The organism is Streptomyces flavochromogenes (assembly GCF_000717595.1).
Taxonomy (GTDB): Bacteria; Actinomycetota; Actinomycetes; order Streptomycetales; family Streptomycetaceae; genus Streptomyces; species Streptomyces flavochromogenes.
Genome location: NZ_JNZO01000020.1, coordinates 55,361 through 77,275, shown reverse-complemented (window position 1 = coordinate 77,275; position 21,915 = coordinate 55,361). Strand labels below are relative to the sequence as shown.

Below are 21,915 nucleotides of genomic sequence, written 5' to 3'. Positions count from 1 at the left end.
CGCAAAGAACAACTCGAAAAGAACAACTAGACTGGTGGGCTGCCGTCCAAACGGCAGCCCACCGTCGCGTCCCCTTGGAGCTTCCCCACCATGCAGAACACCCCTGTTTCGTCGTTGGTCGGGGAAGAGTACGAGGTCGAGGTCGGTCCGGTCGCGCACGGCGGCCACTGCATCGCCCGCACCGAGGCGGGCCGTGTCCTCTTCGTCCGCCACGCGCTGCCCGGCGAGCGGGTCGTCGCCCGCGTCACCGAGGGCGAGGAGACCTCCCGCTTCCTGCGCGCGGACGCGATCACCATCCTCGACCCGTCCAAGGACCGCGTCGAAGCCCCCTGCCCCTTCGCGGGCCCGGGCAAGTGCGGCGGCTGCGACTGGCAGCACGCCAAGCCCGGCGCCCAGCGCCGCCTCAAGGGCGAGGTCATCGCCGAGCAGCTCCTGCGGCTCGCCGGCCTGACCCCCGAGGAGGCCGGCTGGGACGGCACGGTCATGCCGGCCGAGGGCGACAAGCTCCCGCAGGGCGAGGTCCCGCAGTGGCGGACCCGCGTCCAGTACGCGATCGACGCGGACGGCCAGGCGGGCCTGCGCAAGCACCGCTCGCACGAGGTCGAGGTGATCGACCACTGCATGATCGCGGCGCCGGGCGTCTCGGAACTGGGCATCGAGAAGCGCGACTGGGAGAACATGGCCTCGGTCGAGGCCATCGCCGCCTCCGGCTCGAACGACCGCCAGGTCATCCTGACCCCGAAGCCAGGCGGCCGCCTCCCGCTGGTCGAACTGGACAAGCCGGTCTCCGTCCTCCGCGTCGACGAGAAGGACGGCGGAGTCCACCGCGTCCACGGCCGCGCCTTCGTCCGCGAGCGCGCCGACGACCGCACCTACCGCGTCGGCAACGGCGGCTTCTGGCAGGTCCACCCGAAGGCCGCGCAGACCCTGATGCTCGCCGTCATGCAGGGCCTCACCCCCCGCAAGGGCGAAACGGCCCTCGACCTCTACTGCGGCGTCGGCCTCTTCGCCGGCGCCATCGCCGACCGCGTCGGCGAGCAGGGCGCGGTCCTCGGCATCGAGTCCGGCAAGCGCGCCGTCGAGGACGCCCGCCACAACCTGGCAGGGTTCCCGCGCGTCCGCATCGAACAGGGCAAGGTCGAGGCGGTCCTCCCGCGCACCGGCATCACGGAGGTCGACCTCATCGTCCTGGACCCCCCGCGCGCCGGCGCCGGCAAGCAGACGGTCCACCACCTGGCGGGCCTCGGCGCCCGCCGCATCGCCTACGTGGCCTGCGACCCGGCAGCCCTGGCCCGAGACCTGGCGTACTTCGCGGAACGCGGCTACAAGGTCCGGACGCTGAGGGCGTTCGACCTGTTCCCGATGACCCATCATGTCGAGTGCGTCGCGATCCTTGAGCCCGCCGAAAAGGGCCGCTGACCTGGCATTTCCCCGAGTGTGCGTTATGGGCGTTACATGCGTTACGGGCGATATCTTGACGCATATCTGACGCACGTGACGCACGTTTGACGCACGGACGGCGCGGTTTCTGATGGGTCGTCATGCGTGATTGGCGACCGTCGAATGGAGTCCTCAGCTGTGTGGTTGTAGGCGCGTTGAGGTGGCTGGGGCGCTGGCTGCCGAGCTGTCGGCTGCCCCTGCCCCATCCGCTTCTCGGTAGTGACGTTCCGTGAGGCTAGGTGAGGTGTCCGGTGCGTGTTGTGTCAGGGGCCGTAGGGACTCCAGTGCCCGAGAAAGGGCCTGAGGTCGTCGGCTCGTGGTTCGGGGATGTCGGGCAGTCGGGGCGGTGTGTTCAGAGGGTCGAGATGCTCCACGCGGGCTGCTGCCCAGTCGATCCATGTTTCGGCTTCGGTCCTGGTCTGGCCTGGGGGCATGGTCTCGACCCGGGTGCGTACGGCGCTCACGTACTCTGCGAGTCGGGTGGCGTGGCGCCATGCCGCTTCCTGCGCTTCGAAGTGTCTGAAGCGGTAAGCCTCGGCGTACTGGACGCGCGCTTCTTTCATGGCGGCTTCCCAGCGGATGCGCTTCTGGCGGGCTGCTTCGATCTCGTCGAGACGTCTGCGTTCGGCGGCTTCGCCGCGAAGCGTGACCTCCTGCGCGATCTCGGCGAGCTGGTCTTCGAGGGGACGGTTGGGGGTGTCGGTCCATTCGCTCGCCCGGTGCGGCTGGCCGCCACTGAGGACGAAGCGGAGCCGTTCGGACGGGGTGTAGTCGAAGCGGGGGATCCTGATCCAGGAGTTCTTCTTGGCCTCGGTGAGCTCCTTGTCGGTGGCGACGTGCTCGGTCCGGTCCTGTTCCTGGAGGACGAGGAACCCCACCGTCTGTCCTTGTGCGGTGATGGTGAAGTGGGGGTCTGCCCTGCGGCGGCGATGGGGCGGGGGCGCGGAGCCGGTCTGTCCTGCCGATGCGGAGTGTCCTTCGTTCTCGGCAGTGATGATCAGCGCCTGGATGAGCCGGAGGGCACGTCCTTGGACGGGCTTGGTCAGGCCCAGCGGCTGGGGTTTGTCCTGCATGGCCCGGACCACGGTGTGAGGCCGCGTGAGCCGCGAGGGCACGGGGACGGGCTGGAGGGCCACCAGGCGCCAGGCGGGGATCTCGACGAGCTTGATCTCGTACCCGCCACGGCACCAGCCCCCGAACAGCTCCTTCGTCTCCGGGATCCTTCCGGATCTGCGCGCCGCGGCAACGCGGGAGGGCCACTTCTCCAACTCCGGACCGCTGCCGCTCTTCACGATTCGGCCGCCCGCCTCCGCGAGCTCTTGCAGCAGCTGCTCCGAGAAGGTCATGCGAGGCTGTGGGGAAAAACCTGGCTTTCGCGTAGTGGCTGGGGCTTCTTGCGTTTGGATGGGCGGGGGTTGCGCAACTGTGGCTCGGGCCTTCCGAGAGCGTGACCCATTGGGAGGGTATGTGCCGTGCGCCAGATAGTGCCGGCCGGCGCTTGTCAGGACGACGCTCCACTGCCCACCCTTCCGCGAGACCGTGACCAAGCCCCGGTTCTGCAGTGCCTGGCACGTGGTCTTGTAGGAGGTTGTCTCCCAAACACCAGCAGGGCACCCTGTTCCCACCCACTCCAGTACCGCAAGCTGACGCTCATTGACCTGCCGCTCCAATGGCCCGCCTCCAACTCACCTTGGACGTTCGGCGCCTAGATGCTGTCAGCTTCGGCCGTCGATGGAGGCCGCTTCCACATGTATTTGCTCGAACGAGACGGCTGGCATGCCGGAGACCGCCCCTAATGAAGCCTTGGCGCGTGACCATGCATGTAGAAGGTGCTTGGTGGGCGGGTGGCGGCTCTGACCTGAGCGGACGAGCGTTCACTTGCTGGCCACTTCTGAGAACTTCGGTCGTTTTGCTTACGGCTCAGGTGTCAGTGACTCCAGATTGCGTGCGGCGCAGGGGAGTGAAGACGGTATTACTGGCGTACGCGGACGGAGATGTAGCCTCGGTGCTGAGGGCAGCCGACCGGCTTCGCGGCTACGGCCTGGTGCATCGCTCGTCGACGCACCTGCCACAGCTCAAGGCCTCTTCAGCCAAGTGGCCACTGACCTGAGTGTCCCTCCGCAGGCCCGCTCGTCTCGCTTCCCGCCTTCGCGGCCCGGCTGGTCGGCGCTGCCTCCTAGGCCACCTGCACGAGCGTGGGGCCGCACTGCTCTACCACGGAGACTTCGACTGGGGCGGGCTCCGTATTGCATCCGCACTGTTGCATCGCGGCGGCCCTGGCGCTACACGGCAGCCGACTACCGCGCCGCGGCGCTCGCGAGGCCTGACGGGCCGCCACTCGCAGGGCAGCGGGCCGTGGCTTTCTGGGACCCGGATCTACAGCAGGCTCTCTTGGAACTCGCTGTCCGCGTCGAGGAAGAGACGGGCCTCGACGTACTGCTGTCCGACCTTGCGTGACGACGGTACCGACCTGTGGCCACGACCGATCCCTGCTCGGTTGTCAGTGCAGTTTGATAAGCCTGTCGGCAGTGGTGATCGACGTTCAGGGGGATGGGGGCGGAAGTGGCCGAACAACCGGTGTTTCTGCTGGGCGAGGGACTGAACGCTTTGGAGCCTGCCCCTTTCGATACCGAGGCCGAGTTCCAGGCGCTGCTCGCACGCCATCCCCGGATCCTGGACTTCGGTTCGCTCGCTGACGGCCGACCCCTTCGGCTCGTTCTCGTGGCGCGCGAGATGAGAGTCCCCACCAGTAACGAGAGCGGCTCTGCGTACTGGCTGGACCACCTGTTCGTGGACGCAGACGGTGTGCCGACCCTGGTGGAGGTCAAGCGGGCGGCCGACACCCGCATACGACGGGAAGTCGTGGGCCAGATGCTCGACTACGCCGCCAACGGGGCGCGTTACTGGCCTGCCGCGCTGCTTCGGCGGACCTTCGAGGAAACGTGTGCGGTGGACGGGCGGCCTCTCGAGGACGCGTACCAGGAGCTGCTGGGCGGCCAGTCGCCCGAGGAGTTCTGGGCGACAGTCGAGGAGCGGCTCGCGGCCGGACGGATGCGGCTGCTCTTCGTGGCAGACCGGATACCTCTGGAACTGAGGGCCATCGTCGAGTTTCTGAACCGTCAGCTGCGCCAGACGGATGTCTATGCCGTCGAGCTGACCCAGTACCGGGGCAGCGGTGATCACCGTGTGCTCGTCCCGAGGGTCCACGGCGAGGTGGCCACAGCCAACAAGACACAGTCAAGGTCCGGCCAGGCGGGCCGGAAGTGGACGCGGGCCGACATGGACGTGGCACTGGAGAGCCGCAGCACGGAGAAACGGCAGGTCGCCCTCGCGCTGCTTGAGCACGCGGAGTCGGCAGGGCGCCTCGTCGGCAATAGAGCGGGGTACCCCAGTTTCTCCGTCTACTTTCCGGCCTCGGGCAGGGAGGTCCCCGTCTGGACGCTGTCACTGCGCGAGGATCCGGAGAAGGACGATCTCGCCTTCAGCTTCGGGGCGATCACCCACCACCTGGGAAGCGACGCGACTTCGGCCTTCGCGGACGCCCTGCCGGCCGTGGACGGACTTGAGCAGAGGCTCGCGGCGCAACGGGCGAAGGGCTTCAAGGGCTGGCCGTCGGTTTCGCTTGCGGCACTGGCCACTCAGCCAGAGGCGCTGGGCCAGGTGCTGGCGGCCATCGAGCAGCTGATGAGCGATGACAGCACCTGATCGAAGGGATGGGTGCATGACCATGTACACCGCATGGCTTCGAGTAGGCGCGCGATAGGCTCTACCAGGTGGTTTGCCCGTCTGGTTGGGCGCGGGGTGCGATGGAGGCCGGAAAGTGACAGCAGCGGGAGGAAGGCCGGTACCCAAGCCCGGCCCGCCGAAGCCCGTCCAGCAGTGGTTCCAGGATCGGCCCTCCCCCTATGCCTGGGAGCAGGAGGCCCTGGACCACGTACGGAGACTGCTGCCCGCTGCCGAGCCCTACCGGGCCTGGGCCACCTTCTCCTTCACCGCGCACTCGGGGCGGATCAATGAGTGCGATCTTCTCGTCGCGGTCCCGGCTGGTCTGTTCCTGATCGAGATCAAGAGCCACCCCGGAGAACTGCACAACACCGGCTCCACCTGGAACTTCCGCGGCAGCGACCGCACGCGGACCATCAACAACCCGCTGCACTTCAACGACCTCAAGTCGAAGGAGCTCCGGAGCCAACTGCGTTGGGCCGCCCGCAAGCTCGGCATGGATGAGCGGATCGTCCCGCGGATCGAGCCCGCCGTGTTCCTGTCGGCGCCCGACCTCGTCAGCCACCTGGACGAGGTCCAGCGCATCCGCGTGTACGGGCGGGACGACGGCGGCAGCGGCCTTGACCGCATCTGGCAGGACTTCCTGGGTCTGCCCCCCGACCGGCCGGAGCGGCGGATCACGCCCGAGTTCGCCCGGCAGACCCTGCCGCAGCTGCTGCGGACCATCGGGATCCGGCAGTCCACCGGGCACCTGCGGTTCGGTGATGCCTGGAAGCTCCGCCCGCATCCGCTCGATGCCGGTGCCACCTGGGAGGACCGTCTCGCCGTTCGCGACGACGGCCTCGTACAGGAAGAGGGCCGGGTCCGGATCTATCTGGTCAGTCAGGGGGCGACCGAAGCGGCCCGCAGGTCCACGGAGCGTGCCGCCCGCCGCGAGTACCAGGTACTGCAGGGCATCAACCACCGCGGCATCGTCGACGCCGTCGAGTTCCGGGAGCACGAGGGCGGCCCGGCCATCCTCTTCCGCCACCGGCAGAGCGATCTGCGCCTGGACCAGTACCTGGACACCTACGGTGGCAAGCTCACCCCCGAGATGCGTCTCGACCTGGTCCGCCAGCTCGCCGAAGCCGTCCGCTACGCCCACAACCGGTCCCTCTACCACCGAGCGCTGGCCGCGCGGTCGGTCTACGTCTCCTTCCGCAGCGAAGGCGCCGCCCCCGAGCTCCGGATCACGGACTGGCAGACCGCCGCACGCGACTTCGACAGCAATGCCACCTTCTTCCGCTCGATCGGCGGTTCGGCGCTCGATGCCGCCCTGATCGAGGACGAGGCCCGTGTCTACCTGGCACCGGAGACGGACCAGCCGTACGCCGATCCGGCGGATCTCGACATCTTCGGTCTGGGCGCGGTCGCCCATCTCATCCTGACCGGTCAGCCGCCCGCACCGCAGCGCAGCGTGCTGACCGAGCGCCTGCGCGCCGACTCCGGCCTGCACCTGTTCGCCGTCGCCGACGGTGTCTCGGAGGCACTGGACGCACTGGTCTACCAGGCGACCCGTTCCGATGTGAACGACCGGCTGAGCTCCGCCGAAGCATTCCTGGACCTGCTCGACGAGGCGGAACGGGCCGGTGTCCTGCCCGACTCCCCGGAAGCAGCCGCAGCCGACCCGCTGGAGGCGATGCCAGGCCAGGCGATCGATGCCGAATGGTCGGTACGCCGGGTCCTCGGCACCGGAGCCACGGCGCGTGCCCTCCTCGTGGAGCGGGCGGTCGAGGACGAGGACGGCAACGTCCGCATCGACGAGCACGTCTTCAAGGTGGCGCTGGACGAGGAGAAGGCGGAGCGGCTGCGCGCCGAGGCCCGCGCTCTGAAACTCGTCGGCGGCGGAGCCGTGGTGCAGTTGCGCGGCGAGGAGCTGCGCGAGATCGGCGGGCGGACGATCCTCGAGCTGGAGTACGCCGGCGAACAGTCGCTCGGCGCTCGCCTCCGCGGCAAGGGACAGCTCACCTACCACGAGCTGGAGCGATTCGGCGAGGACCTCTTCCAGGCGCTCGACCAGCTCGCCGGCCACGGGGTGCGCCACCGCGACATCAAGCCCGACAACTTCGGTATCCAGCGCCGCAAGGACCGAACCTGGCAGCTGAAGCTCTTCGACTTCTCCCTGACCGACGCCTCGGACCGGGATGTGAAGGCGGGCACCCGCGGCTACCTCGATCCCTTCCTGGGTTCGGTGCGCCGCAGCCACTACGACGATCACGCCGAGTACTACGCGGCAGCCGTCACCCTGCACGAGATGGCCAGCGGCGAACGCCCGTTGTGGGGCGACGGTCTCTATGATCCGCTCACCAACGAATCAGCCGAACTCCACATCGCGAGCGAGCTGTTCGAACCCGCACTGGCGGAAGGCTTCCGGGCCTTCTTCGAACGGGCGCTGCACCGTGAGATCGAGCAGCGCTTCGACACCCTGCGACAGATGAGGGATGCCTGGCAGGAGGTCTTCCGCGCCGCGGACGCGACGCGTCCCACTACCACTCCCTCCACTGTCGGGACCGTGGCCGAGGACGCCGAAGAGGCACGCGACAGCGCGGCCGCGGCGGCCGAGGCCACCACTGTGCTGGAAGCCGCGGGCCTGTCCCCCCGCGCGGTCTCCGTCGCCAACGGCCTCGGTGCGACGACCGTCGGCCAGCTGCTGGAGATCCAGCCGTACGCCATCTCCAAGGCTCGCGGGGCGGGCGCCCTCGTCCGCAAGGAACTCAACCGGCGCCGCAAGCAGTGGGCGGCCGCCCTCCGGGGCAAGCCGGGCAACGCGGCACCGTCCCCGACCCGGACCGCCGGGCAGACCGAGGGGCACGCCGACGCTCCAGGTGCGGAGTTGGCCCGCATCCTCTCGATAGACGACATGGCGGCGCTGCTGACTCCCGCGGCCGGCCGCAAGGGTTCCCACCGGGAACAGGTCGTACGGCTCACCCTGGGGCTCCCGCCCGAGGACGGCGGTCTCTCCCCGCTGGGTCCTTGGCCCGTGCAGGCCCGCATCGCCGATCACCTGAAGATCAAGCAGCCGCCGGTCTCCCGCCACCACCGCATCGAGATCAAGCAGTGGGCGGAAGCGGAATGGCTGGCACCGGTCCGCTCGGAGCTCGCGGACATCCTGGAGAGCTCGGGCCGTGTGATGACCGCCCCCGAGGCGGCGGTCGAACTGCGTGCCCGCCACGGGGCCGACGACGACACCCCCCAGCGGACCCTCGCGCGCTCGCTGGCCGTCGTACGCGCCGCAGCGGAGGCGGAGACCGGCGACGAGACGGACGGACACGAGCCCAGGCTCGCCGTCCACCGGCGTGGCGACACGGTCCTTCTCGCCTCGGAGTCCCTGCCGGGCACCGACGACCCCAGCCCACGGGAACTGGCCGACTACGCGTCGGCGCTCGGCGCCACCGCCGAACGCCTGGCCCGGCAGGAGCCGCTCCCGGGCCGAGCGGAGGTGGTCCGTGAGCTGAGGGCCGTACCGACGCCGGAGGGGTTCGCACCCCTCGCCGACACCCGTCTCGTCGCGCTCGCCGCGGCCATCGCCCCGGTCGTCGAGGTCACGCCGCGTCTGGAGCTGTACCCGCGGGACCTCGGACTGGAGCGCGCGCTGCGCATCTCCCAGGCCGGCGCGGGCGTACGGGCCGACCGGGGCATCAACCCGGCCGAGCTGGTGGCACGGGTCAAGGCACGCTTCCCCGAACTCCAGGTGCTCGCGGGCGGCCGTGAGCCTACCCACGTCGAGCTGGAGGACGCCCTGCAGGCGGCCCGGTTCGACCTCCGCTACGACCTCGACTCCGACACCTTCCAGCTGCCCGCCGCCAGGACAGCCCACCCCGTGACGGCTTCCGGCGGCCTGACCAGTCTCCTGCCGCCGCGCCGTGTCACGCGCCTGGAGCGGGAGGACCCGCACGGAGCAGTCCGTGAACGCCTCATGGCAAGTGCCAAGCGCGGCGGCTTCCTCGCCCTGACCGTGAAGGGCGTCCGGCTGCCCGGCGTCGCGGACGCCGTGGCGGCTGCCTTCCCGGTCCTGCCCGTCGACGTGGGCGCCGTCTTCCTGGCGGAGTTCCGGAAACTGGTGGAGGAGAAGGGCCAGGACTGGCAGACGGTGCTGCGCGCGGACAGCGCCTCCGCACCCGGCCGGATCAAGCCGGGCCTGGCCACCTTCGTACGCGCCGTCTGGCAGCGCGTCGGGGAGGACCTCCAGACCCGCTGTGCCCTGCCCCGCACGGTCCTGTTCCTGCACGACGCCGGCCTGATCGCCCGCTACTGGGACGAGGGCGGCCACGCCTTCCTCGTCGGCCTCCAGGGCGCGGCCCGACGCCCGGTCGAGAACCCGCACGGGCTGTGGCTGCTGTGCCCGGTGGAGACCCGGTCGCAGCTGCCGCACCTGGACGGCCGGACGGTCGAGGTGATCGGCGGGGACGGGGAGCAGGCGCACCTGGACGGGGCGTTCCTGGAGACGCTGGCGAAGGTGTGAGGGCGGGGTGCTGCTTCCGGCCCGGGCCGATGACGGCACCCCGCCCTCACCGAGCGGTTCAGATCACCGGCTTACGGGCAACCCCGCCCTTGCGCCGGATGTCGAAGTTGAGCCGGTAGATGTCCGGCAGGTCGATGGCCTTGTTGCTGCGCTCGGTCATGACGCCCAGATCGAGTAGCTCCTGAAGGATCGCTGAGGGACTTTCGGCGTTGCGCGGGCCGCTGCCCTGCTTCACGTCTTCCAGCAGCTCCGCGATCCTGGCCGACAGCCGGTTGGACTCCCACGCGAAGCGCACGGCTGAGGGCTCCATGGGAACCTGGCTGCCTTCGAGCAGTTCCACGGCGAGTGCTGCCCAGCCGATGTCGTCCGTCAGCTCCTCGACACGGTTCTTGGAGGCGCTGCTCAGGCTCTCGCGGATCGCGTCGTAGTGCAGGGGCAGCGAATGGCCGGCGTATCGCTCTCCGGTCAGCTGTGCCGACCGGAGGAGCGCGTGCAGCCACGTGCGGGGGCTGACCCGGCCGAGGCCGTCCTGAAGATGGTTCGGCACCCAGGTGTAGGTGTGGCCCTTACGGCGGTCCGTGCCCATGAAGGGGCCGGCCAGCGTCACGAAGACCTCTTCCTGCCGCTTCTGGTCGGCGATGACATCGACCGGAGCTATGAAGCGGCCCTCGCCCTCCGGTCGCCACTGACCGGTCGCCTTGCGGAAAGCCGTCGCCTGCTCGCTGGTGTGATTGCCCAATTGGTGGAAGAGGAGCCCGTACAGGTTCTCCCGACTCCAGCTGAGGTCGGTGGCGTTCGCACCGAGCTTCGAGGCGTCCGCGAAAGCCTTGGGGGCACTTTCGTAGAGGTCCGGCCGTACGAAGATCTTGGCGCGCAGCGTTCCGGTGGTGAGCCGGAGCTCCAGAGCCACCTCGAAGAGTCCGGACAACAGTCGGTCGAGCTGGCCGCGGTCGTTGTGCAGGTGATCGAGCGTGTCGAAGAGCAGGACGAGGGTCTTGCCCCGCTCCCGTGTCTCGCGATCGGCGCGACGCAGTGCGGCCTCGTACTTCTCGCCGTTCCGGCCGACCCACTCGATGCGTTCCGACCATGACTCGAAGGCGAGGATCTCGGGCACCTTGAGCGCCATGAGGACTACCGCTGACCACAGGTCCTTGGCGTCGACACCCTGGGAGACCAGGGCGGCCAGCGCTCGCTTCCCGGGGAACACCGGGTCGTCGCCACCGCCCTGGGCGAACCCGGTGATCACTTCGATCCGGCCCAGCCTCGGCATCATGTAGGAGGCCGAGGCGACCTCGCGAAGCTCGGGGTCGGTCAGGGCTTTGGCCCAGTACGTCTTTCCGGTGCCGCGGGCTCCGCGGACGACTGTCACGTCCGGGTCCAGCGCGAGCCGGTGCGAGGAGGGCGTGAACATCGTTCGGAGGTCGGGGGTGCTGGTGTCCGCGTCGGGGGCGGAGCTGAGCGCGTCGATCAGCAGGGTGCGGGTCGCCTGGATGGCGGGGTCGTTCATGACTTGTCCTCGTACGGGTCCAGCACCAGCTTCTCCACCGTGTCGACGAACTCGCGGTAGGCGGCCCTGACGAACGGCAGCTCGGGCCAGTTGCGGCTGCGCAGCGGGTCCAGCCCCACCAGATCGTTGCCGAAGAGGATGGGGATGGGGGCGTAGGGCTTGTCGTCCACCTCGCCCTTGACGGGGAGGAAAGGTTCCTCGTACTCGTCGTCGGGCAGGTTGTAGAGCGTGTCCATGAAGACGTCGTAGGCATGCCGCCGCAGGGTGTTGAGACGGTCTATGTCTCCTGCGGAGTGGAACATGGCGGCCACGACCCGGACCCGGTCGCGCAGGGCGCGGGCACGATCGGGCCGCAGCTTCCACTGGGACAGGAGCATCCGGTAGCCGTCCCAAGTGGACGGGTTGTCCACCGCGAAGAGCAGGGCCTGGTCGCAGAGTTTGGTCAGGGTGACGGCCGCGATGTCGTGGATGCCGGCGCGGCTGTCGAGCAACACCACGTCGGGGCGGCGACCCTTCTCCTCCACCTGTGCCTCGCATGCGGCGATGGCGTCCTCCAGCCGCTGGGCGAAGGGGCGGGGCGTGCCTCCCGGCTCGTCTGCGGGAAGGTCGCTGTAGATGCGGTTCAGCTTGGCGAGGTAGTCGTACGGCCGTCCGGCGAGCGGAGTCCCGGCAGCCGGAGCCAGCCACACCTCGCCGTTGCCCTGCTCGGGCGGGAGGATGGAGGAACGGCTGACGAGCTCAAGACCATCGGCGTTCCCGACGGCCGACTCCACCAGGTGGTCCACGATGCCGTGCGGGGGAGTGGCCCCCGGCTCGGCGAGCAGGTTGGACACCCCGGGGGATTCCAGGTCAAGGTCCACGACGAGTACGCAGTGGCCGCGCTCGGCGAGGTTGCGGGCGAGGACGGTGGTGGCGGTGGAGCGGCCGACGCCGCCCTTGAATCCGTAGAAGGCGAGGCGGCGGGTTTGGCGAGCCGGCTGCTGCTCGACCTCGGCGCCCACGGCTGCCCAGTCCCCGCCGACGACGGTGCGTTCGAGTACGGCGACCTGGCCGGGGCCGTCCTGCTCCCGTTCCTCCAGCACGATGAGCTCGGCCGCGCCGAAGAACATCTCCGGGACGAAGAGCGAGCTGGCCGTCTGGACAGGATCGTCCCCGGCGAAGGGGCGGACCTTGGAGGCGAACCCCTCGCGGAGCGACACGACCGCTTCGGATTCGGGGTCCAGCGGCTCGGCATCGGCGCGGTCGTCGACCAGGAGAGTGGACTGACCGGACAGATCACGGACGAGTACGACGTCCCGTCCGTCCCGGGCGGCAAGGCGGGCGAGATCGCACGCGGCTTCCCAGGCTTCGTCGAAACGAGGAAGTGAGGTCATCAGGTCAGGTCGTTTCTCTACTTCGCATGGTCGTACGCGGTGATCAGGCTGAGCGTGGCTGCGAGATGCCTGGCGACGCGCTCGGGGGACAGGGTGTCGCCATCAACATAGCGGTGCCCCTCGTGCCATTTGTCGTGTGGCGTCTTGAACGGGTTCTGCCGCGGGATGTGTTTACGGATCTCGGCCCCTCTCCGACCGTCCAGCACCATCATCAGGTGCTCCCACGCGCCGGGCATGTGGCCGTGTGCTGCCTTGAACTTGTCCATCCCCGGCATGTTCTCGATCGTCGGGCTGTACGGCTTGGCGGTGGGCCTTTCCTGCACCGAACCGAAGAAGTCGATGAGCATCGCCTTGGCCACACATTCCGCGGCCAGTCCGGCCAGGTGATCGGTGGGGCCGGGGAGCGCGCCGCCGTTCGAGAGCTGGAGCGCAGCCTTGTAGAGGTCGTGGCCCGCCTTGAGGAAGGTGTGCCGGGGGCGCGTCGGGGTGGTCGGAGCCGTCACGACGATCACTTTATCCGGATGATCAAGGACCTGGTGGGGGTTTTGCGGGGGCCGTGGGGCTCCGACAGCGGTCCGTAGGCTGGCAGGATTGAGTACCTCAGCCGCAGGCCATGCGGCGGATGACGCAGTGCGGCGAGAAGGAAGCGAACAGTGACGGACACCACGGCCGGTGCGGACCGGGCGGAACGCCTGAAGGATCTGGTCAAGGATCTGAAGCGGCAGGTCCTGCTTCTGGAGGACGACCTGCGGGCGCGCACAGAGTCCGAGGACGAGATCCGCACCCGCCTGGAGACGGAGTACCGGCAGGCTCAGGAGTCCCGTCGCACGGCGGCCCGGTACGAGTCCTGGCGCGACGAGCGTGTCACGCAGTCCGCTGCGGCTTGGGTGCTGGCCTGCGTGTTCGTCCGCTTCTGCGAGGACAACGGCCTGATCGACGAGCCATTCATCGCCGGCCCCGGCGACCGGCTGGCCGTGGCCGAGGCCCGCCACGAGGCGTTCTTCCGCGAGAACCCGAGGCTCAACAACCGCGACTGGCTGCTCGCGGCCTTCGACCACCTCGCCAAGTCGAACACCACCGCCGCCGGCCTCTTCGACCGCGACCACAACCCGCTGTGGGACATCATGCCCGGGTACGAGGCGGCGACCGAGTTGCTGTCCTTCTGGCGCCGGTGGGGTGCGGGCGGCGAGATCCGCTACGACTTCACCGACCCGGAGTGGGACACCCGCTTCCTGGGCGACCTCTACCAGGACCTGAGCGAGCACGCCCGCAAGACGTACGCGCTGCTCCAGACCCCGGAGTTCGTCGAGGAGTTCATCCTCGACCTCACCCTTGAGCCGGCGGTCTCGGAGTACGAGTTCGGCCTCGACCCGGTATGGACCGGCCCGGATGGTGAGGAGCGGCGGGGCCTGCGGACCATCGACCCGGCGTGCGGGTCGGGCCACTTCCTGCTGGGCATCTTCCACCGCCTGATGGACAAGTGGCGCGCGGCTGAACCGGGCACGGACGTCTGGACGTTGGTTCGCCGCTCGCTGGAGTCCGTGCACGGGTGCGACAAGAACCCGTTCGCGGTGAGCATCGCGCGGTTCCGGCTGCTGGTGGCGGCGATGCGGGCTGCCGACTCGCGGCGGCTGGTGGACGCGCCGTCGTTCCCGATCAACGTGGCGGTGGGGGATTCGCTGCTGCACGGGCGGGATGCGGCGGGTATCCAGACGGACCTGGACACGCTGTTCGCGGAGATGTCGGTGGGGCGCGAGGAGGGTGCCTTCGCGTACTCGACGGAGGACGTGTGGGACTACGCGAAGCGGGTGGACCTACTGGGGCGGGGGTCGTACCACGTGGTGGTGGGGAATCCGCCGTATATCACGGTGAAGGACAAGCAGGAGAACGAGAACTACCGGGCGGCGTACGACGCGTGCTCCGGCGCATATGCCCTTTCCGTCCCATTCGCGCAACGTCTATTTGAACTCGCAGCGAAAGGGGCGGGCGGTCGTCGAGGTGGGGGCGGATTCGTTGGTCAGATTACATCGAATTCCTTTATGAAGAGGGAGTTCGGTAAGAAGTTGATTCAGGTGGTCTTTCGGAACCGGGTCGAGCTGTCGCACGTCATTGATAGCTCGGGTGCCTTTATTCCTGGGCATGGCACCCCCACAGTGATTCTGGTGGGCCGGAATAGGATTCCAAACCCGGATCGAATGGTTCGTTCTGTGTTGGGAGTCAGGGGGGAGCCGGGGCAGCCGGCGGTTGCAGCAGAAGGGGCCGTGTGGCGGGCTATTCTTCGTCAAGTGGATTCGCCGGGGAGTGAGTCGGACTGGGTGTCTGTCGAGAACTCAGTGGCGCACGCCTTCGCGGCGCATCCGTGGTCACTGTCGGGTGGTGGCGCAGGCGCACTGTTGGCCAGCCTGGAAAAGCAGGAGGCGAGATTGATCGACCACCTGTTTGAGAGTGGTCGAACTACGCACACAGGCCTAGATGACGCCTTCTTCCTACCCCAAAAGGCTGCGAGGACCAGAGGATTTGAAGACGGCACTGTCCCGGCGGTTCTGGGGGATGGCCTGCGCGATTATGTTCTTTCGGCGCCGGATAGCACCTTCTTTCCGTATTCCGAAACGGCTGAAATTCGCGAGATCAGCGTGGCCGAGCAGAGGTTTCTATGGCCTAATAGAACAGTGCTGCGTGAGCGGGTAGATTTCGGTGAGACGCCGGAGCAGCGTGGGTTGCGATGGTTCGATCATGGCATGTTTTTTCCCCGACGCTTCCGGTCCCCCTTGTCACTAGCATTCGCTTTCGTTTCGACGCACAACCACTTCGTATTGGATCGCGGTGGCAAGGTATTCAATCGTTCGGCTCCTGTGATCAAGCTGAAAGAGAGTGAGGAGGATGGGTACCTTCAGCTCCTCGGGGCCCTCAACTCCTCGACAGCCTGCTTCTGGCTGAAGCAGGTTAGTCAGGGAAAGGGTGGTAGCGGCCTGGGTCGCGGGGTGCAAGATGAGAGCTGGGAGGAGCGCTATGAGTTCACCGGCACCAAGCTCCAGGAGCTTCCCCTCCCGAACAAACTGCCACTCGTACTCGGGCGAGAGATCGGCTTGCTGGCTGAGCAGCTAGTTGGGAATGAGCCCAGTGGCGTAGTGAAATCCACGGTGCCTAGCCGATCGGATCTCGATGAGACACGCGGCCAGCACTCCTGCATTCGGCAGCGGATGATCGCCCTACAAGAGAACCTGGACTGGCAGGTATATGGCCTCTATGGGCTGCTCACTAATGGCGAGGTCGCGCGGACTACCGTGCCTGAGGACAAGCGCGATGCCACCCCGGAGGTGCGCCTCGGCGAGCGTGCCTTTGAGATCGTGCTCGCGCGCAAGGTGGAAGCCGGAGAGGCCGAGACCGCCTGGTTCAAGCGTCACGGATCTACCCCCGTCACCGAGATCCCCGCCCGCTGGCCCGACTGGTACCGCGACATCGTCCAGGCCCGGATCGACCTCATCAACCGACAGCCCAAGGGCATCGGTCTCATCGAGCGGCCCGAGCATAAGCGGCGCTGGGCGGCCGAGCCGTGGGAAAAGAAAGAACGCGCCGCGCTGCGGAGTTGGCTGCTGGACCGGATGGAGAACACGGACCTCTGGTTCGAGGTCCGTGATGGGCTCCGGCGTCCTCGTCCTATGACCGTCAACAACCTCGCCGACCAGCTCAGCACGGACGAGGACTTCACCTCCGTCGCCGCGCTCTATGCGGCCGACCACCTCGGCAAGCCCGATCTGCCTCTCGCGCAGGTGCTGTCCGAGGCTGTCGCGGACGAGCACGTGCCCTACCTCGCCGCGATGCGCTACAAGGACTCCGGTCTGCGCACGCGCAAGGAGTGGGAAGACGTCTGGGAGCTGCAGCGCAAGGAGGACCGGACGGGGGAGCGGCTCGACATCGATCCGCCGGCCAAGTACAAGTCCTCGGACTTCCTGCGCGCCTCCTACTGGTCGAACCGCGGCAAGCTCGACGTGCCCAAGGAGCGGTTCATCTCGTATCCCGAGGCCGGTCCGGACGCCGACTCGACGCTGATGCTGGGGTGGGCCGGGTGGGACCACAAAGATCAGGCGCAAGCGCTGTTCGACCTGCTCAAGGCGCGTACTACCCGGGACGGCTGGGACACCGAGCGGATCGTTCCGCTGCTGGCCGGCCTGCGTGAGGTCATGCCGTGGGTCGTTCAGTGGCACGGTGAGTACGACGACGAGTGGGGCGACGTCCCGGCGGAGGAGCTGGTGGCCGAGTACGAGGAACAGCTGCGCAAGCATCAGGTCGGTGCGGCGGAGCTGATCGCCTGGCGACCGGTGAAGAAGTCGCGGGGGCGCAAGCCTGCCCGGCAGGCGGCGCTGGACGACGAGTAGGGCCCGGCAACCGGGTGGCGGTGTCCACGCCGCCACCCGGTTGGTCTGTCTCAGAAGTGGGCGTCAGCTGCGTGTGCCGCGAAGGCTGACCATGCGTCGGGTGATACGGCCAGCGGTCGCAGGTGGGTGTCCTTGGAATCCCGGACGAGGATGGCTTCGGGACACAGCGCGACCTCGACGCAGTTGTCGCCGCCGCCGCCGCTGTAGCTGCTCTTGAACCAGGTCAGTTCAGTGGTGCTCATAGCGCTCCTCGCATCTGCTCCAACAGGCTCGCGGTATCCTGACGGCTCAGAGCCTGTGAGCGCATCTTGCCATAGCGCTGAAGCATGGGGCTGACCTGTTTGGGGTCGCTGATGACTGTGCTGCTGTCGTGCCCTTCGACGTAGCCGAGCCACTGGTTGCGTGGAGTTTCGGCGAGGTACATCGACCCCTCGAAGCCCGAGTGATCCTCCTGGCGTAGGGGCATGATCAGGATCTCCACGTTGCGGAGACGGCCTTGTTCCAGCAGGCAGTCCACCAGAGCCCTCGTGACCTCAACACCACCCAATCGGCGTTCGAGCAAGGCATGCTCGATCATGAAGCAGAAGGCGGTGTTCGGGCGTTCGGTCAGTAGTCGTTGCCTGGCCAGTCGAGCGGCGACCTGGCGCTCGAAATGGTCCTCCGTAAGTGGTGGGAGGTGTCGCTGGAAGACCGCCCGGATGTACGGCTCCGGCTGCAACAACCCCGGAATCACCCGGCACTCGTACGCGTACAGCGACACCGCCTCTTCCTCGATGCCCGCCCACTGATGGAACCGCGACGCCAGTCCCGCCTTCCGCGTCAGGCTCCGCGCAGCCGCCGCCAGCACCTTCGTCGCGACCACCCCCAGAGGTTCCTCCGCCCGCTCCGACAGATCGCCCGGCGGGAAGCGTTTGCCCTGCTCGATCTTGGCGATGTAGTGCGCCGAGTACCGCACCCGAGGGGCGAACTCCTCCTGGGTGAGGCCTGCTTCCTCCCTCAGGACCTTGAGCACCGCCCCGAAGGTCTTGAGGCTGTCCGAGAGTTCTGGTTCATTGTTGGTACCGCCGCCGTGGTCCTCGTTCATCACACAGCCGCCCCTCCGCACGCGCACCCGCCCGACCGACCCATGGTCACGGACGGTTACCCGCCCAGTCCAGCGGGTGAACCAGTACAGAGCGATCTGTACCAGTGTCGTCCCTGCCGAGCGGCGCCGACGGCCGGAACGCTGAGGCCCATGACCGCTCCTCACACCCAAGCTCCCGTCACCGTACGTACGTTCACCCAGCGCTTCTCCGCCACCCGCCGCGGCGCGCGACTCGCCCGGATGCTGGCCGAGGTCGAGGCCGTCGCCTGGGGCATTCCGCGTGGCTCGGCGGCCTTCGACGCGCTCACGCTCGTCGTCGCCGAGCTCGCCTCCAACTCCGGGCTGCACGGCCGGGTTCCGGGGCGGGACTTCGAGCTGCGGCTCCTGCTCGCCCCCGGCGGCAGCGCCGTACGCGTCGAGGTGTCCGACACGCACCCCCGTCGGCCGGAGGCGCCGCCCGCCGAGCACCCACCCGTTCCCGGCGAGGACGGCGGCCGGGGTCTGGTGATCGTCGACGCCCTCGCGCTCCGGTGGGGCGTACGGGACCGGGTCGGGCCGGGCAAGACCGTGTGGGCCGACTGCCCCCTGCGCCTGGAGCAGCCGTACCTCCACTGAACACGTGCTCAGCGCGAGCCCGGCAGCCGGATGTCCTGGGTCCAGGCGTTCGAGCTGCCCTTCGCGGTGGTCTTGCAGGCGGTGGCATAGCAGCGCCAGATCCAGTTGCGCTGCTTGTAGCGGCGGATCTCGATCTCCGTGCCCTTGCACCGACCGCACTTCGGCGGGCGGGCGAACACCTCCGCGTGCTCGTGCTCCAGCAGCTTCCGGGCGAAGTGGGAGCCCCGCATCGTCAGCATCACCTCCCGTGTGTCGTGCTGCGAGAGCACGTTGAGGCTGCCGAGCATGACCGTGCGCTCGTCGATCACCGCGATCTTCTGGTGCATCACGTACATCGGGACGACCGTGTGGACCACGGCACGCAGGTCCGCGATGAGCGACTGGTTGTTGTCCTGACGCTGGAGCTTGTCCGTGTCGTCGCGGATGAAGACGGTGACGCGGACTCCGCGGCCGACAGCGTCCCGCAGTTCGGGCAGCAGGGAGCGGAGCCGGTTCGCCACCCACGGGGCCCACAACCACAGCGACTCACGCGCCTGCCGGATCTGGTCCGTGAAGGCCCGGTAGAAGTCCCGCTCGTCGTCGATCCCCGTCACCTCCACGTGCCGGCTCAGCACCTCGGCGAGCGCGGCCCCGAACTCGCCCCGGTACGTGGTGGGCGCGTGCGGTGGGGTGACCAGGTGCTTGGCCTGGAGGCGTCGGACGCCCGGGGTGCCGATCATCCCGGCCAGCTGCGCGAGGGCGGTTCCCGCCTTGGCCCCGCGGATACGTTCCCAGCTGCCGATGATGTAGAGCCGGGTCTTGACCCGGGTGACGGCTACGTTGAAGAGCCGTACGCCGTTGCGCCTCCACTCGTCGGCTCCGGGCTGCCGGTGGGCGAGGGCCATCCACAGCTCCCTGCTGTCCGCCCCCTCCACGGTGTCGAAGATGACGACGTCGAACTCCCGCCCCTGGAACCGGTGCGCCGTGCCCACCTCGGCCAGGGGCCGCCCGGAGCCCTCGACATCGCGCAGGGCCTCCAGTGTGGCCTCGGCCTGGACCCCGTACGGGGTGACGATGCCCGCCTCCTCGCCGTTCTCCCGGTGAAGTTCCACCAGCGCCCGGGAGATGAGGGAACCTGCCGGCCACCACCCCTTCCGGCTTCCCGTCAGATGGGCCCTGGCCAGTTCGTGCAGGCCGTCCGTGTCGATGAGGACGATCTCGGGGTCGTCCGCCGGTCGCGCCGCCCGCGCCTGGCTGCCGCCGCGCAGCACGCCGCCGTACGCCAGATCATTGGCCAGTTTCATCACGGCGGGGCCGAAGCGGTGCTGCTCGGTGAGGGTGACGCACGCCGGGTGCGCCTGCGCGTCCGCCGGCTCGACGATCCCGCAGTGCTGGAAGACGTCGGGGAGCAGCCATCGCTTGATGTCGTCCCGGTCCGGCTCCTTGAGCGAAGGCGGGATGACCGCACCCAGCTGCATGAAGTCCCCGAGCAGGACGGCGGCACGGCCTGCCTTTCCCGTTGCGAGCAGTACCTCCGGCAGGGTGGCGGCGCCCGCCTCGTCCACCAGGACGACGTCGTACGGGCCCTCGAAGACCGCCCGGTTGGTGCGGAACCTGGCGAGGGTCGTGGCGACCAGCTTCGCGCCCTTGATGATCTCGCCCTGGGCGTTGCGGGCGAGGCGTTCGTACTCCTCCTGGACTTCCTCGTACTGCTTCTCCAGCGCGGGGCGTCCGGCGGCGTCGGCCGCCACGGCCGGGCGCAGCCGTTGAGCCCGGTCGTACCGCTGTGGCCACCCCCACCGGACGGCTTCTGCGGTCAGATCGTGTGCAGCCTGGGCCTGCGAGGCCGCCTGGGTGGCTTCGGCCGACTCCCGGTCCCAGACCTGGCACAGTTCCTGGGCACGTTCCGCCGCGATCAGCTTGGCTTCCGCGTCGGCTTCGAGACTGTCGATCTGCTGCGGGGTGTACGGGATGGCGGATATGAGTGCGGCGATCCGGGTGTCGAGCGTCGCTATGTGGGTGGTCGCCGTCGTACGCGCGTCCATTGCCGCGCGGCGGTCCCTGATCGCTTGTTGCTCGGCGTCGTGCAGCTGCTGCTGGAGCTCCGTGATCTTCTCCCGCTTACGCCACCGGGCCACCGGGCCCAAGGCTTCGAGCTCCTGTAACTCCTCCCGCAGCTCACCGCAGGAGTCCTCCGTCAGCAGCGCGGCGGCTTCGCGGCGTTCCGCTGCCAGCCGGACCCGGACCTGCTCCTTGCGCAGCCCTTCGACCTGCTTCCACTGCTCACGCGACGCATCCGTGGCCGCGCTGCGGTCGGACGCCTCCTGCGCCACCCGCGCGGCATCCGCGTAGCTCTGTACCGCTTCCGCCGACCGGGTCTCGGCCGAGGCCACCCGCCCCAGAGCAGCCGCCAGGTCCTGCCCCGGGGTGCGCAGCAGTTTCAGCGCAGCGAAGTAGGCGGCGGGATCGAAACCGGCCAGAACCGTGTTCAGGGCGGCCAGCTGGTCGGCCCGGTTCCGGGCGGCGACGAGTTCGGCCTCGACCGTCCGGCGGCGCTCGGCGACCTCCGCCAGGCGCTCCCGGACCATCAGCGGCAGGGAAACCGAGGCGTCCTCGGCGACCTCCCGCAGGTGGGGCGGGCCCACGCGGACGATGTCGCCCGGGCTGTGGCGCTTCTCCCGGACCACTCCGAGCAGGGCGTTGTCCACGGCGATGTTGGTCGCGGAGACCAGCAGCACCCGGTCACCCCGGGCGATCAGGTCGCCGATGGCGCGCTTGAGGACGGTGGTCTTGCCCGTGCCGGGCGGTCCCCACACCAGCAGGACACCCGAGCCAAGGCAGGCCCGGTACGCATCCCCCTGCGCGGGATGGAAACCGGGCGGATCCGGGGCCTGCGCGGGTGTCCCGCCGATGGCCCGGCCGGCCAGCGCGGCGGCCAGAGGGGCTTCGCCGAGCCCGGCGATACCGTCGCGCAAGGCCTCGATGAGGAAGGTGGGCGGCTGCTTCAGCATCCACACATGAGGGTCCGCGACATCGGCGAACTCTGCCACGCGCAGGGTGAGCAGCGAGCCGTTCTGCACCGCCTCGGAGACGGCGAAGCCGTTCGCCTCGATGTCGTCGGCTTCGGGGCCGGAGAGCCGCAGGCCGTCGAGTTGGTCCGGGCCGATGTCGGAACCCCGGAGGTCCACCGCGAATCCTCCGGGCTCCCCGGTGCGGACCGCGCGCGCGATGCGCTGCCACCGGGGCTGCCTTCCCGCACCGCCCTCGATCGCGATCCACTCGCCGAGCGCCGTAGTGATCTCCTCGCGCCACCCCAC

General features: G+C 68.7%; 12 protein-coding genes and 1 pseudogene. 6 read left to right on the top strand and 7 right to left on the bottom strand.

Going from position 1 to position 21,915, the window contains the following annotated elements:
- Window positions 1–90: 90 nt before the first annotated feature.
- Window positions 91–1,419 (top strand): class I SAM-dependent RNA methyltransferase, encoded by a 1,329-nt coding sequence (locus IF00_RS0124690; protein WP_030321517.1) that lies wholly within the window; start codon window positions 91–93, stop codon window positions 1,417–1,419.
- A 284-nt stretch (window positions 1,420–1,703) separates the two neighbouring features.
- On the opposite strand, the gene IF00_RS47100 is transcribed toward IF00_RS0124690, so the two are convergent.
- A complete protein-coding gene (locus IF00_RS47100; RefSeq protein WP_245234621.1) occupies window positions 1,704–2,786 on the bottom strand; it encodes a hypothetical protein in 1,083 nt (360 codons plus the stop codon).
- Between the two features lie 764 nt (window positions 2,787–3,550).
- Here IF00_RS47100 and IF00_RS44005 point away from each other — a divergent pair.
- The 3 genes and pseudogenes from IF00_RS44005 (at window position 3,551) to pglW (ending at window position 9,664) form a co-directional block, all read left to right on the top strand.
- Window positions 3,551–3,897: pseudogene (locus tag IF00_RS44005) on the top strand (DUF2399 domain-containing protein).
- 93 nt (window positions 3,898–3,990) lie between these two features.
- Entirely contained in the window at window positions 3,991–5,145 is a 1,155-nt protein-coding gene (locus IF00_RS0124675; protein WP_030321511.1) for a PDDEXK family nuclease, read from the top strand.
- Between the two features lie 115 nt (window positions 5,146–5,260).
- The gene (pglW, locus tag IF00_RS0124670; RefSeq protein WP_030321508.1) at window positions 5,261–9,664 is read left to right on the top strand and encodes a BREX system serine/threonine kinase PglW; all 4,404 of its coding nucleotides are present in this window, start codon (window positions 5,261–5,263) and stop codon (window positions 9,662–9,664) included.
- Between the two features lie 58 nt (window positions 9,665–9,722).
- On the opposite strand, the gene IF00_RS0124665 is transcribed toward pglW, so the two are convergent.
- The 3 genes from IF00_RS0124665 to IF00_RS0124655 are packed head-to-tail and all read right to left on the bottom strand — an operon-like array spanning window position 9,723 to window position 13,047.
- Entirely contained in the window at window positions 9,723–11,171 is a 1,449-nt protein-coding gene (locus IF00_RS0124665) for a hypothetical protein (protein ID WP_030321506.1), read from the bottom strand.
- Complete coding sequence (locus tag IF00_RS0124660; RefSeq protein ID WP_030321505.1) at window positions 11,168–12,544, bottom strand: KGGVGR-motif variant AAA ATPase; 1,377 nt, start codon at window positions 12,542–12,544, stop codon at window positions 11,168–11,170. Before IF00_RS0124660 ends, IF00_RS0124665 begins: the two co-directional genes overlap by 4 nt.
- Window positions 12,545–12,561: 17 nt before the next feature.
- A complete protein-coding gene (locus IF00_RS0124655) occupies window positions 12,562–13,047 on the bottom strand; it encodes a hypothetical protein (RefSeq protein WP_063740689.1) in 486 nt (161 codons plus the stop codon).
- Window positions 13,048–13,197: 150 nt separating this feature from the next.
- On the opposite strand from IF00_RS0124655, the gene pglX reads away from it, so the two are divergent.
- A complete protein-coding gene (gene pglX / locus IF00_RS0124650) occupies window positions 13,198–16,920 on the top strand; it encodes a BREX-2 system adenine-specific DNA-methyltransferase PglX (RefSeq protein ID WP_037638991.1) in 3,723 nt (1,240 codons plus the stop codon).
- Between the two features lie 50 nt (window positions 16,921–16,970).
- On the opposite strand, the gene IF00_RS0124645 is transcribed toward pglX, so the two are convergent.
- A complete protein-coding gene (locus tag IF00_RS0124645; protein ID WP_030321498.1) occupies window positions 16,971–17,162 on the bottom strand; it encodes a DUF397 domain-containing protein in 192 nt (63 codons plus the stop codon).
- Window positions 17,159–18,004, bottom strand: a complete 846-nt coding sequence (locus IF00_RS0124640) for a helix-turn-helix domain-containing protein (protein WP_030321496.1) — start codon at window positions 18,002–18,004, stop codon at window positions 17,159–17,161. The genes IF00_RS0124645 and IF00_RS0124640 overlap by 4 nt, the downstream gene beginning before the upstream one ends.
- Before the next feature lie 150 nt (window positions 18,005–18,154).
- Between IF00_RS0124640 and IF00_RS0124635 the strand changes: the two genes are divergently transcribed.
- Complete coding sequence (locus tag IF00_RS0124635; protein ID WP_030321494.1) at window positions 18,155–18,619, top strand: ATP-binding protein; 465 nt, start codon at window positions 18,155–18,157, stop codon at window positions 18,617–18,619.
- Between the two features lie 8 nt (window positions 18,620–18,627).
- Here IF00_RS0124635 and IF00_RS0124630 read toward each other — a convergent pair whose 3' ends face one another.
- Window positions 18,628–21,915 (bottom strand): AAA domain-containing protein, encoded by a 3,288-nt coding sequence (locus IF00_RS0124630; protein WP_030321492.1) that lies wholly within the window; start codon window positions 21,913–21,915, stop codon window positions 18,628–18,630.

Bases quoted from the DNA above. Each gene is read 5' to 3' on its own strand.
- IF00_RS0124645 (WP_030321498.1), bottom strand. From the start codon at position 17,162: ATGAGCACCACTGAACTGACCTGGTTCAAGAGCAGCTACAGCGGCGGC.
- IF00_RS0124660 (WP_030321505.1), bottom strand. From the start codon at position 12,544: ATGACCTCACTTCCTCGTTTCGACGAAGCCTGGGAAGCCGCGTGCGAT.
- IF00_RS0124640 (WP_030321496.1), bottom strand. From the start codon at position 18,004: ATGAACGAGGACCACGGCGGCGGTACCAACAATGAACCAGAACTCTCG.
- IF00_RS47100 (WP_245234621.1), bottom strand. From the start codon at position 2,786: ATGACCTTCTCGGAGCAGCTGCTGCAAGAGCTCGCGGAGGCGGGCGGC.
- IF00_RS0124665 (WP_030321506.1), bottom strand. From the start codon at position 11,171: ATGAACGACCCCGCCATCCAGGCGACCCGCACCCTGCTGATCGACGCG.
- IF00_RS0124635 (WP_030321494.1), top strand. From the start codon at position 18,155: ATGACCGCTCCTCACACCCAAGCTCCCGTCACCGTACGTACGTTCACC.
- IF00_RS0124675 (WP_030321511.1), top strand. From the start codon at position 3,991: ATGGGGGCGGAAGTGGCCGAACAACCGGTGTTTCTGCTGGGCGAGGGA.
- IF00_RS0124690 (WP_030321517.1), top strand. From the start codon at position 91: ATGCAGAACACCCCTGTTTCGTCGTTGGTCGGGGAAGAGTACGAGGTC.